We start from the raw sequence: 12,452 nt of genomic DNA on the forward strand, positions 1-12,452 counted from the left end.
GCGGCCTCTTAGGCTGCCCGCCGCTCGTTCAGGACCTGTCCTTTGGCTTGGCTGCCCGCGCGACTTATGGTTTGGCCTCCAAAATCAGGTTGAGAGGCGTCTCGGCAACCCTGCGGAAGCGTGAGTAACCGGCCTCGTCGAACACCGCGCGAAGCCGCGCCTCCCCCGCCTGAGGGCCGAGCCCGAGGCCGACCTCTTGCGACAGCGAGTTAGGTGTACACACCGTTGCCCCCGCGGTGTAGCCGAGTGCCGCCAACGGGTTCTCCGTCATGTTCGCCGCGCGGTCGTCGAGGGCGAAGGGTTCAACCAGCAGAACACTGCCCTCAGGGCTCAGCCTCTGTCGTGCGTATCTGGCGATGCCAACGGGATCACCCATGTCGTGGAGGCAGTCGAAGAAGCAGATCAGATCGAACGTCCCGCCATAGCTCTTGGCGTCCGCGACGGCGAAACTCGTCCGATCTGCCACGCCCGCCTCGGCGCAACGCTGGGCGGCGATCTCGATCGACGCGGCGTGAAAGTCGAAGCCATAGACGTGTGCACCTGGATAGGCCTCTGCCATCACCACACACGACGCACCATGCCCACAGCCGACGTCGGCGATCCGGCCGCCGTTGGACAGCGTGGTATGGGTCCCGTCCAGCATGGCCAACCAGGCTGGCAACTCGGCCCGGTAGCCGCCTCGGAAGAACCATTCGGTGCCTTCGAATAGGGCCGCATCGTGGTCGCTCCACGACAATCCGCCGTCGCCGCGATATGCGTCGGCCAGTTTGTCGAGGTCGCGGTAGAGAGATCCGAACGCCTGGATCGCCCGGGCCATGAAGGCGGGTGACGTGTCGTCGGCCAGCGTCAGCGCCGCTTCTGGACTCAGCTCGTAGGTGTCGGTGGTTCCGTCGTAGGTGACCAGGCCGCCGGCGGCCTGGCCGTCGATCCATTGCCGGACCAGCGTCGGGTGGCAGCCAGACCGTTTGGCTACCCCGTCGGCGGTCATCGGGCCTTGGCCCGCCATCGCCCGATACAGACCCAACTCGTCACCCAGCCAGATGGCGAAGCTGAGTACGGCGCCGGTGAGATACCCGGCCACGTGACCGCCGAACTCCTGCAACCGTTCCTCGTTCACGTCCACAGACATGATGCTCCTCTCGATGTGGACGGCAATTGCCACGGGAGATGCACCACGACGGTGGGCCTCGCTGATCCGCATGCCGGCTCAGCCGACCCCTCTTCGGCTATGACCGCACCCGGCGACATCCCCTTGCGGCAATGTCTCGATCACCAGTCAAGGGCAAGTCATGGTCTGGTAAAGGCGGCGTCCGACACACATCCGCCTATCGGCTGGGGCAGCTCCGGCGGGCCAACGGCCGGTAGCCCCGCGACTCGGTGTGGTGGCCGCGGGGCTATCTGGGGCTCTACTGCTTCTTGCGGAACAGCCGCATGGTGAGCGGGCCGAACACCGCGATGAGCACGGCGCAGGCGATCAACACCCACAGAACCTGCGATCCATCCACCGATCCGTGCATCAGGCCACGTGACGCGGTCGAGAGATGGGTGATCGGGTTGATGTCGACGAACGACTCGAGCCAGCCGGGCATAGTGGCCGGGTCGACGAAGACGTTGCTGATGAACGTCAGCGGGAACAGGATCATCATGCTCACCGCCATCAGGGACTCTTCGGTGCGCATCAGCATTCCGAGGGCGGTCCAGATCCACGACAGGCTGAAGGCGAACACCAGCAACAGCGCCACCGCCGCGATGACACCGATGGCGCCGCCGTTGGGCCGGAACCCGAGCAGCAGGCCCAGCCCGATGACGATCGCCGAGGCGAGGGTGTACCGGAGAATGTCACCGAACAGGGCCCCGACCAGTACGGCGGGCCGCCAGATAGGCAACGAGCGGAACCGGTCGAAGACACCTTTTCTGATGTCTTTGTTGATGCCTAGGCCGGTGTACATGGTGATCATCGCTACGGTCAGCACCAGGATGCCCGGCAGCAACTCCTGGATGTACTCCCGCGGGGAGCCGGCCAGTGCGCCACCGAACAGGAACGTGAACATCAGGGTGAACATGATGGGGAACATGGTCACGTCGAACAGCTGCTCTGGTACGTGCTTGATCTTGAGCAGCGCGCGCCAGCCGAACGTCAAGGACGCCCGCACCGGGCTCGGCCGCGGCGGGCGCGGCCGGGTGGCCAGCGCCGCGAGCAGCGCTTCATCTACGGCTGGTTGACTGCGACTGCCCCGCTGGGAGGTATTGGTGCTCATGCTGCGTCCTCGGTAGTCTCGTCGTCCGCTTCGGCGGGATGACCCGTCAAGGCCAGGAAAACCTCGTCCAGGCTGGGCTGACCGAGGGAGAACTCCGTCACCGCGATGCCCGAGGTGGTCAGTTCAGTGATGGTGCGTGAGACAAGGGCGGCGTCGCCGGACTGGGCGGTGAGCGCCACGGGGTCGTGTTCGAGGTAGATCTGGACTCCCAGGCGCTGGCTGAGCAGCTGTTCGGCGTCTGGGCGCTGCCCGGCGTCGGCCAGGCGAATGTGGACGGTGCCCGACCCGACCGATGCTTTCAGCTCGCCACTGGTGCCTTCGGCGATGACTTTTCCATGGTCGATCACCGCGATCCGGTCGGCCAGCTCGTCCGCCTCGTCCAGATACTGGGTGGTCAACAGGACCGTCGTGCCGCCGGCGACGAGAACCCGGACGATGTCCCACACCTGGTTGCGGCTGCGGGGATCGAGGCCCGTGGTTGGTTCGTCGAGGAACAGCACGTCAGGTGTGGCGACGATACTCGCGGCGATGTCCATGCGGCGGCGCATACCGCCGGAGTACTTCTTGACCTGCCGCCCGGCGGCATCGGTCAACCCGAACGCCTCCAGCAGCTCCGTCGCCCTAGCGCGGGAGCTCTCTCGTGAGTACCCGAGCAACCGGGTGAGCAGGATCAAGTTCTCCAAGCCGGTGAGATCCTCGTCGACCGAGGCGAACTGGCCGGTGAGGCTGACGCGACTGCGGACCGCGTCGGCTTCACGCACGACGTCGTGCCCGAGCACCCGGGCCTCTCCGGCATCTGGTTGGAGCAGCGTGGCCAACATGCGCACCGTGGTCGTCTTGCCGGCTCCGTTGGGTCCGAGAACACCGAAGACCGTCCCGGTGCGAACGGCGAGGTCAACCCCGTCGACCGCGCGCGTCTCCCCGAAGTGTTTGACCAACCCAGACGTCTCGACGGCGAGGTTGGGGCCGGGATCGTTCACGACTTCCTCCTTGTACGGGCCCGCTCGATGGGTGGGCCAGAGTTCGTGTCTTTGATGAAGACCGCCGGTGAGGCTGGAACGCATCGGCATCGGCTGATGTTCCAGGAAATCAATGTATCCCTGGGCGGTGACAAGGTCGGATGGCGACGGCCGCGGTTTCGGCGCCATCGCCCCTCTGCCCTGTTCATATGGAATCCGCGTCGGCAGCGGGAAGGATGTTGTGCCCGCCCCGGAAGAGGTTGTTGGGGTCCCAGACCCGTTTGACCTCGGCGAGCCGGCGATAGTTGTCCGGTGTATACGCGGCGGCGGTGCGGCCGGTGTCGGCGAGGAAGTTGAGGAACGAGCCGCCGGTCGCCCACGGCCGGACCTGTTCGATCAAACGGTCGAGTGCGGGTGTGGCGTGGGCCAGCTCGTCGCGGGTACCGGCCATAGCGGCGGCCAGCACTGACAGCGGCACGTCTCGGTGCCCGGCGGCACCGGCGTTCGGGCCGGGTCGGGCTATCGCGCCGCCCCAATGCCGCACCTCGACGACGATCGGTCCGGCCGCGGCGGCCGCGAGCGGCTCGATGACGTCGTCGGGCAGGGTGTGGAGCAGCTCGAACCGTTGAGCGACGGCTGTCGGTGGCTGTGGGTGGCCACTGAGTTGGGCGCTCGCCGCCGCGTAGGTCTGCTCGGCGAAGCCACCGGCGAGGGCCGGACCCGCGGCGTCGAGGAGTGGGGCTAGATGCTGCTCCGCATTGGCGGCTGTGGTGGCACACACGGCTCGGATGCCCAGCACTGCCCGGCCCCGGATCGGCTCCGGAACCTGTGCTGCCTCAGGCATCGTGGCCAGGATGACCGCGGTGTTGACCTCATCGGGGATGGCGGTGGTGACCCAGTCCCGGTAGCGACGGAGGACATCCTGCGTCCGGCTGGCGTCGTGGAAAGAGATCCCCGCGTACACCTTCTCCACCGGAAAGAGGACGAACTCGATGGAGGTGGCGACGGCGAAGTTGCCGCCTCCGCCGCGTAGCGCCCAGAACAGGTCCGGATGTTCGTCGCCGCTGACGGTGAGCCGCTGGCCGCTGCTGGTGACCACGTCGGCCCGGACGAGGCTGTCGGCGGCCAACCCGAAGGTGCGGGAGAGATATCCTGCCCCTCCGCCGAGCAGATAACCGGTCGCCCCGATGGAGCTGGTGCCGGACAGCGGCGCCAGCCCATAGGGGGCTGCCGCGTCGACGACGGCGGACCACCGGGTGCCCGGCCCTACCCGTGCGGTGCGACTGGCCGGGTCCACCATCACCGAGTCCAGCCGCGACGTCTTGAGCAGTATCCCGTTGTCGTCGCCCGGATAGGTGCCATGCCCGGTGGCCTGCACCGTCAGCGGCATCCCGTGGGTGGCCGCCGCTCGCACCGCCGCCTGGACGTCGCGTTCGTTGGTGGCCACGGCGATGATGGCGGGCCAGGGGTCGGCTGTGCGGTGCCACGAAGCCCGCTCGGCGTCGTAGCCGGGCTGACCGGGCAGGTGGACGTCACCGGCGAAGGAGCCGTGCAGCTGGCGTACGACGTCGCCGATGGCGGGCGGGGTCACGGAACGTATGGTCATGGTCGCCTCCGATGGGGTGGTGGTGCCCCGGGTGTGTTCTGGCCGCATGGGTGAGCCTGCTGAGACGATGCTGGCTGGTCCGACCCGGTGGTGTCGTCGCACGTGGGGAGGCAGTTGTGAGTACCGCGGAGGCATCGTGCAGGGGGCTGACTACTCCCGCGGGAGCAGTGGCGGAGCACTCCGCGCGGAGGACGCCGTGGTGAGCGGCGGGCGTCTACGATGCCAGCATGGCTGCCGATCGCCGACTGAAGACGTTCCTCATCGCTGGCTGGGTGGCAACGGCGGTGGGGATGACAGCGAGCTACCTGCAGTGGCGAGCCTACGTACGAGAGGTCGAGGAACGTGCCGCCGAAGCGGAGCGAACCCGCGAGGAGGCCGCCCGCCGGCGGGCCATCGAGGAGCGGCTGCGTATCGCCCGCGACCTGCACGACTCCCTGACCCACAACATCTCGATCATCAAGGTGCAGGCCGGCGTAGCTGTGCACCTGGCGCGCAAGAACGGTGAGCAGGCGCCGGAGGCACTGGTGGCGATCCAGGACGCGAGCGGAGAGGCTATCCGGGAGCTGCGATCGACCCTCGACACGCTGCGCAGTGACGACTCCAACGGCAGTGGCCTGGATCGGCTGGACGAGCTGGCCGAGCGGGCTAGTTCGGCCGGTGTACCAGTCGACGTCAGCGTCACCGGGCAGCGTCACCGGCTGCCGGCCGGGATCGACGAGGCGGCCTACCGGATCGTCCAGGAGGCGGTGACGAACGTCGCTCGGCATGCCGGTCCGGCGACCGCCGTGGTGCGGCTCGATTACGGCCCGGACCGGTTCGTCGTCCACATCGATGATGACGGCGCGGCCCGGCCGGACGTGGAGCAGCCGGCCGGTACCGGGTTGACGGGTATGCGGGAGCGGGTTGCGGCGCTGGGCGGGCGGTTGCACGCCGCGCCGCGCCCTGAGGGCGGATTCAGCGTCCGGGCTGAGTTCCCGACGGTGCGCACGTGAGCGACCGGATCGCGGTGTTGCTGGTGGACGACCAACCACTGATCCGCGGTGGTTTCCGGGCGCTGCTGGACGCCGAAGACGACATCCATGTCGTGGGTGAGGCCGCCGACGGCGCGGAAGGGGTCGCGCTGGCCCGAACGCACCGTCCCGACGTGGCGCTTGTCGATATCCAGATGCCTGGGCTGGACGGTGTGGAGACCACCCGCCAGATCGCGGCCGACCCTAACCTCGCCGGTGTACACGTGGTCATCCTGACCAACTACGGTATCGACGAGTACGTGTTCGACGCCCTACGCGCTGGAGCTGCGGGCTTCCTGGTCAAAGACATCGAGCCGGCCGATCTACTCAGCTCGGTACGGGTGGCCGCACGGGGAGATGCGTTGCTGGCTCCGGTGATCACCCGTCGGCTGATCCAGGAGTTCGTGTCGCGCCCGCGCACCGTCCACGTGCCGGCTGAGCTGACGGAGCTGACCAACCGGGAGCGAGAGGTCGTGGCGCTCGTGGCACGCGGCCTGAGCAACGACGAGATCGCCGAAACGATGGTGATCAGCCCGTTGACGGCGAAGACACACGTAAGCCGGGCGATGACCAAACTGCGGGTGCGCGACCGCGCCCAGCTGGTGGTGTTCGCCTACGAATGTGGGCTGGTCAGTCCTCGACGAGACGGCCGCACCGGCGGGTGAGCCACGCTCAGAGCCGCTCGACGCCGCGCCGCCACGCGGAAGCTTGTTGTCGCTATAGGCGCAGTACGGAAGCTTGTGGCGGTTGTGGCCGGGGCCGCGGATCGGCGGGCCGGGGATGGGCGGTTGGTGTTAGACCCACTCGATCCGTTCGAGGAGAAATCGCGGGTCTCGGGTGGCGGCGGCGCGGATGCCGGCCGACATCTCGGCCTGGTCACCCAGTGTGGGTGGCGCCGCGGCGATCTCGATACGCGCGGCCAGCCGTTGTCCGGGTTCTAGTACGTCGGCGGCGTGGTCGAGTACGGCCAGGGTGTGCTCGATGATCTCGTCGGCGCGTCGGTGGCCGGTGGTATCTACCCGCACCCTTTCCCAGCGCACCGCCGCCAGTTCGTGGTGGGTGGTCCGGGTGACCCTGGTTCCGTCGACGTCGATCACGGTGGCGCCCTTGGGCCCCGGCTCACCGATCCCGCGGCCCTGGATATTGCCGGGGTAGACGATCAGTGGATCTCGTGAGACCACCTCCCTTGTGTGGACGTGCCCGAGCGCCCAGTACTGGTAGCCGGCGTCGTTCAGGGCGGACACGGTGGTGGGTGCACACGGTTTGCCAGGGCGGGTGCCGTCGAGGCTGGTATGCAGGATGCCGACGTTGAGCAGGTCAGGAACCGGGGACGGGAAGCCGGGCACCAGGTCGGCGGCGATGGCACCGGCGGGCAGGCTGCGGCCGTGGGCGGCGACGCCGATGTCGTCGAGAACGTGGGTGTGGGCGTGGTCGGTGTCGAACCAGATCGTGGCAGGTGGGAGTGGCCCGGCGACGTCGATCATGCGTTCTCGTGCCCGGCAGGTGGCGTCGTGGTTGCCGCTGGTGATGAGCACGGGGATCGCCGCCTCGTGTAGGGCGGCGAGCGAGTCGTGCAGGCGGCGCGCGACGGCGCCGTCGTACCAGTCCCGATCGGTGAGATCCCCCGCCAGGATCAACACGTCCGCCTGCTCCCGCATGACGAGGTCGATCAGGGCATCGAAGGCGGTCCAGGTGGGGGCGGGTAGGAGATCGGCGGCCAGTCCGGGCAGACCTCGGAGTGGGCTGTTCAGATGCAGGTCGGCGGCGTGGACGATGGTCGGCACCTGCGTGACCCTACGTGCCGCGGGTGAACACCCGGTGGGCGTGTGATGCGACGGCACCTATGCCGGCGGGTTTCGGTTTGGTCACGACGCTCGACCTGGAAGACATAAAGTGATTAGATCACTTTATGTCTTCCAGTGGACCGCCTGCCGACGTCGGCACTCCGGAGCGTCGCAGCCTGTCCAGCGATCTCGCCATGGCCGTCGCATCGATGATCCACAACGAGTCGTTGCAACCGGGCGATCAGCTGGAATCGGTCAAGACACTCGCGACGCGATTCCAAGTAGCGGTGCCCACGATGCGGGAGGCTCTACGCAGACTCGAGGCTATGGGCGGGGTGAGCTTGCGGCACGGGTCCGGGGTGTACGTCGGGGAGAACGTCCGCCGGATGGTGCTGCCCAATCCGCTCTCCCCTAGTCCCACCGGCGAACAGCTCATCGAACTGCTGGGGGCGCGCCTACAGATCGAACCACCGATCGCCGCGCTCGCCGCCACGGTGCGAGAGCGCCAAGGCATCGATCTGATGGTGGAGACACTCGACGAGGCTCGCCAGTGCATCTCGGCCGGTGACGACCGGCTGTGGCTGGTCAACCTCAACTTCCACCGCACCATCGCCGCTGCTGGCGGGAACACGATCCTGGCCGAGGTCATCGACTCGATCGTGTTCATCCACGCCGAAGAGCAGCGCGAAATCCTGCGATTACACGGTGACGAGGACCGGGACTTCGAGGAGCACCGGCGGATCACCGAGCTCATCGTGGACGGCAACGTGGACGCGGCCCGCCAGGCCATGCATGAGCATCTCGACAACGTCATCCGCATCGTGCGGGAGCGGTTGTCACAAGGCTCGTAGCTCATCCGTAGTCCGAGCGCCGGTCCGGCGCGCGCACCTTTCTGACCAAACACAACGAGGTGGTGTCATGAAGCACACGAGAATGCTCGCGATAGCCGGTCTGGCCGGAGCGCTCGCCCTCAGCGCCTGCGGCGGTGGCGACGACGGCAACGGCAGCAGCGATGACGGCGGTCCCGGCACCAACGGCACGGTGGCGGACAGCGGTACGCTCAAGTTCTACACCGACAAAGCCGCTTGGGAGCCACAGTTCGACCAGGTCAGCGCTGCTTCTGAGGATCAGATCGGATTCGATCTCGACTTCACCGGGTACTCCGACGCGGACACCTACTCCGCGTTCATCAAGCAGTCTTTCCGCACCGCGGAGAAGCCGACTCTGTTCACCTGGCACACCGGCGACGCACTGGCTGAACTCGTCGACGAGGGAATGGTCGCGTCGACGGGAGATCTCTGGGCCGAGGCCATCGCCAACGGCGACGTGCCCGAAGACCTGCAGCAGTACTACACCTACAACGGTGATCAGTACTGTGTCCCGCTCAATGTCGCGTACTGGGTGCTCTACTACAACAAACACGTCTTCGCCGACCATGGCTTGGAGCCGCCGCAGACGTGGGACGACCTCATGCACATCGCCGAGACGCTGGCGGACGAGGGAATTCCCGCGTTCTACCAGACCAACATCCTGTTCTCCTTCGTTTGGTTCCAGACCTTGTTGGCCGGCAGTGATCCCGACCTGTACGAGGCACTGGGGACCGGCGAGGCCAGCTACACCGACCCCGGTGTGGTGGCGGTCATGGAGCAGTGGGGCGACATGATCGAGGCGGGCTATTTCAGCGACCCGGGCCTGGCCGACGACCCGCAGGTGCTGTTGAACAACGGCGACCTCGCCATGCTCAACTTCGGCACGTTCTTCACCGGATCACTCAACGCGCTGGATATGACCTCGGGCGAGGACTACGACTTCTTCGTCATCCCCAACGTGAACCCGGACCTCCCCCAGACCTCCCTGATCGTGGAGACCGGTCCCCTGTGTGCGGCCGAGGAGGCCGACGACCGGGCCGAGGCTGTCGCCTACATGGACTGGTGGCTGGGCGCCGACGCACAGACCGAGTGGGCCAACGCCCGGGGCGACGTCTCCTTCAACCCCAACGCCGAGATCCGCGACGAGCGGCTGGCCGATCTGGGTGAAGAGGCCAACGCCGGCGACATCCGCCTCATCGAGCGCTACTTCGAGGCGACCCCGCAGCCGGTACTCACCGCTGCACTCGACGGATTCGGGGCTTTCGTGACCAACCCCGGTGACCCGATGCCGATCCTGGAGAACATCCAGGCCGAAGCGGACGCGTACTGGGCCAACCAGTGAGTTCCACGTCCGTCCAGGTCGACCCGGACAGTGGGGTGGTGCGCCGGACCCGTTCCGGCGGCCGCCCCTCCTACCGGTGGTCGGCCAAGGGGTTCGTCGCGCCCGGCGTGTTCATCGTCGCCGGTCTGCTCTATCTGCCGTTCCTCTGGACCACGTTCCTGAGCTTCACCCGGTACCGGGGTCTGGGGTCGCCGGAGTGGATCGGCCTCGACAACTACGTGGCGATGTTCTCCGACCCGGCGTTGCTGACGTCGCTTCGGAACACCGCCTTCTGGGTGGTCGGGACCATCGCGGTGCCGGTCGGTATCGGTCTGTTGATCGCCGTGCTCACGTACAACATGCGCTTCGGTGCCTGGTTCCGGCTGCCGTTCCTCATCCCGTACGCGATCTCCGGGGTGGCCGTCGGGGTGATCTGGAGTTTCATCCTGCAAAGCGGCGGCGCACTGAGCCAGGCGATGGACACGTTTGGCCTCCCGGGCGCGGACTCTCGCTGGTTGCTCGACGCGCCACTCAACACCTTCGTCATGATCGGTGCGGCGGCGTGGCAAGCGTCGGGGGTCAACGCCCTGCTGTTCGTCATCGGCCTGCAATCCATCCCCAAGGAGCCGGTCGAGGCGGCCCGGGTGGACGGTGCGTCGGGCTGGACGATGTTCCGGCACATCCTCTGGCCGATGCTGCGTCCGCTCACGACCGTCGTCGTCGGCCTGTCCATCGTCGCCAGCTTGAAGACGTTCGACGTGGTGTGGGTGATGACCCAGGGCGGACCGGGCCGCTCGTCCGAGACCCTCGCCATCACGATGTACCGGGAGACCTTCGTGCAGAGCGAGTACGGCTTGGGCGGCGCGGTCTCGGTTTTCCTCACCGTCGTCACGTTGACCGCCTCCATCGCCTACCTGCGCCGGCAGTTGTCCGAGCGCAAGGCTCTGTAGGGGGGCGGCCATGGTCAATAAAGTGATCCGTCCGGTCTTCCTCAGCGTTCTCGGGCTGCTGTGGCTGGTGCCGGTCTACCTACTCATCGCCAACGCGTCGAAGCTGCCTGGCGACTACTCGTCGGCGGAGGTCTGGAAGCCGGCGTTCGGCGGGGCATTGCTGGACAACATGCGTGACGTGTGGGAACGCGCCGACCTCGGCTCCACCGTCATGAGCACCCTTATTTACAGCGTCACCGGTCCGCTCGTGGGGGTGCTGATCGGGGCCAGCGTGGGTTTCGCGATCGTCGCGTTGCGGCTGCGGCACGGCTTCTGGTGGTTCGTCTTCATCTTCGGTGGCACCGTGTTCCCGCTGCAGATGCTCCTGATGCCGCTGTTCGTTGGCTACGCCGAGACCGGTCTGTACGACACCAGGATCGGACTGATCCTCGTCTACACGGTGATCAGCGTGCCGTTCTCCGCGTTCGTCATGCGCAACTTCTTCACCGGCATCGCCCACCACGTGTTCGAGGCGGCAGTGGTGGACGGCGCCTCCACGTGGCGGATCTTCTGGCGGATCTACCTGCCGATGTCCAAGAGCGCGATGGTGGCGGTGTTCATCCTGCAGGCCACGTTCATCTGGAACGACCTGTTGCTGGGGCTCACCCTGAGCCAGTCCAACGACGTGCGGCCGGTGATGACGGCGCTGACCGCGTTGCAGAGCACCTACGGAGGTTCGGCCATGCCGGTAGTGCTGGCGGGCGGCCTCCTGGTGTCCATCCCCACCGTCGTCCTCTTCCTCGCCACCCAGCGGATCTTCTCGCGCGGCCTCGCGCTGGGACAGTTCTGAGCCCTGCTCCACCTTGACGACGAGACCAACCTGAACGACGAGCCGACGAAGGAGACACGATGGCGACGACGAAGACCCGGCCCAGGGTGGTAGCCGTCACCGGCGGGGCAGCCGGCATCGGCGAGGCGGCCACGTTGCACCTGGCCCGCGGCGGTGACACCGTCATCGCGCTGGATCGCGACCCGGCCGCGCTGGCCCGGCTCGGTGCCGCCGCCGCGACGGAAGCGCTCGCGGTGGAGACCGAACAGGTGGATGTCAGCGACGACGAACAACTCGCCGTGGCGGCCCGGACGGCCGGCGATCGGTACGGCGGAGTCGATGTGCTGGTGTGCGCCGCCGGGGTGCAACGATACGGAACCGTCGATGAGATGAGTGTCGCCGAATATGACGAGCTCATGGCGGTGAACCTGCGCGGCGTATTCGCTTCGTGTCACCACTTCATCCCGCAGATCCGGTCCCGCGGTGGCGGGAGTGTCGTCGTCGTGGCGTCGGTCCAGGCCTACGCCGCCCAGGCTGGCGTGGTTGCCTACGCGGCCAGCAAGGGCGCCCTGGTCGCCATGGTCAAAGCGATGGCCGTCGACCACGCCGCCGAAGGCATCCGGGTCAACGCGGTCTGCCCGGGATCGGTCGACACGCCCATGCTCCGCTGGGCAGCCGGCCGGTTCGCCTGCGACCGCGACCCGGACGACCTGGTCGCCGACTGGGGACGGGCCCACCCCATCGGCAGGGTGGCCACTCCGGCAGAGGTGGCTCAGGCCATCGCCTACCTTGCCGGCCCCGAGGCGAGTTTCATCACCGGCGCCGACCTGCGCGTCGACGGTGGATTAACCGCGGCGCTCAACGTAGCGCTGCCTGAATAGGACGAG

The 12,452-nt window shown here is 67.2% G+C and carries 12 protein-coding genes; 7 read left to right on the forward strand and 5 right to left on the reverse strand.

The genetic code is table 11. From position 1 onward, the window contains the following. Positions 1-64 precede the first annotated feature (64 nt). From G8760_RS03005 to G8760_RS03020, 4 genes are all read right to left on the reverse strand, one after another. Positions 65-1,117 carry a methyltransferase domain-containing protein gene (locus tag G8760_RS03005; RefSeq protein WP_166347940.1) on the reverse strand — a complete coding sequence of 351 codons (1,053 nt, stop codon included), beginning with the start codon at positions 1,115-1,117 and terminating at the stop codon, positions 65-67. Between the two features lie 289 nt (positions 1,118-1,406). Beyond that, a complete protein-coding gene (locus G8760_RS03010; RefSeq protein WP_166346400.1) occupies positions 1,407-2,258 on the reverse strand; it encodes an ABC transporter permease in 852 nt (283 codons plus the stop codon). Further along, complete coding sequence (locus G8760_RS03015; RefSeq protein ID WP_246222407.1) at positions 2,255-3,238, reverse strand: ATP-binding cassette domain-containing protein; 984 nt, start codon at positions 3,236-3,238, stop codon at positions 2,255-2,257. Before G8760_RS03015 ends, G8760_RS03010 begins: the two co-directional genes overlap by 4 nt. Positions 3,239-3,422: 184 nt before the next feature. Next, entirely contained in the window at positions 3,423-4,823 is a 1,401-nt protein-coding gene (locus G8760_RS03020) for an FAD-binding oxidoreductase (RefSeq protein WP_166346403.1), read from the reverse strand. 227 nt (positions 4,824-5,050) lie between these two features. On the opposite strand from G8760_RS03020, the gene G8760_RS03025 reads away from it, so the two are divergent. Both G8760_RS03025 and G8760_RS03030 read left to right on the forward strand, forming a co-directional pair. After that, complete coding sequence (locus G8760_RS03025) at positions 5,051-5,815, forward strand: sensor histidine kinase (protein ID WP_166346406.1); 765 nt, start codon at positions 5,051-5,053, stop codon at positions 5,813-5,815. Beyond that, a complete protein-coding gene (locus G8760_RS03030) occupies positions 5,812-6,498 on the forward strand; it encodes a response regulator (RefSeq protein ID WP_207781959.1) in 687 nt (228 codons plus the stop codon). The genes G8760_RS03025 and G8760_RS03030 overlap by 4 nt, the downstream gene beginning before the upstream one ends. Before the next feature lie 129 nt (positions 6,499-6,627). On the opposite strand, the gene G8760_RS03035 is transcribed toward G8760_RS03030, so the two are convergent. Continuing rightward, the gene (locus G8760_RS03035; RefSeq protein WP_166346409.1) at positions 6,628-7,617 is read right to left on the reverse strand and encodes a metallophosphoesterase family protein; all 990 of its coding nucleotides are present in this window, start codon (positions 7,615-7,617) and stop codon (positions 6,628-6,630) included. A gap of 125 nt (positions 7,618-7,742) precedes the next feature. Here G8760_RS03035 and G8760_RS03040 point away from each other — a divergent pair, with 125 nt between their 5' ends. The 5 genes from G8760_RS03040 to G8760_RS03060 all read left to right on the forward strand — a co-directional run bounded on the left by G8760_RS03040 (position 7,743) and on the right by G8760_RS03060 (position 12,446). Next, the gene (locus G8760_RS03040; protein ID WP_166346412.1) at positions 7,743-8,468 is read left to right on the forward strand and encodes a FadR/GntR family transcriptional regulator; all 726 of its coding nucleotides are present in this window, start codon (positions 7,743-7,745) and stop codon (positions 8,466-8,468) included. Positions 8,469-8,535: 67 nt separating this feature from the next. Next, entirely contained in the window at positions 8,536-9,828 is a 1,293-nt protein-coding gene (locus G8760_RS03045) for an ABC transporter substrate-binding protein (protein ID WP_166346415.1), read from the forward strand. Beyond that, on the forward strand, positions 9,825-10,757 hold the full coding sequence (locus G8760_RS03050) for a carbohydrate ABC transporter permease (RefSeq protein ID WP_207781960.1): 933 nt from the start codon (positions 9,825-9,827) through the stop codon (positions 10,755-10,757). Before G8760_RS03045 ends, G8760_RS03050 begins: the two co-directional genes overlap by 4 nt. 10 nt (positions 10,758-10,767) lie before the next feature. Further along, positions 10,768-11,586 (forward strand): carbohydrate ABC transporter permease, encoded by an 819-nt coding sequence (locus G8760_RS03055; protein WP_166346418.1) that lies wholly within the window; start codon positions 10,768-10,770, stop codon positions 11,584-11,586. A 59-nt stretch (positions 11,587-11,645) separates the two neighbouring features. Continuing rightward, complete coding sequence (locus tag G8760_RS03060) at positions 11,646-12,446, forward strand: SDR family NAD(P)-dependent oxidoreductase (protein WP_166346421.1); 801 nt, start codon at positions 11,646-11,648, stop codon at positions 12,444-12,446. The last annotated feature ends 6 nt before the right edge of the window (positions 12,447-12,452 follow it).

Source organism: Phytoactinopolyspora limicola (assembly GCF_011320225.1).
Lineage (GTDB): Bacteria > Actinomycetota > Actinomycetes > Jiangellales > Jiangellaceae > Phytoactinopolyspora > Phytoactinopolyspora limicola.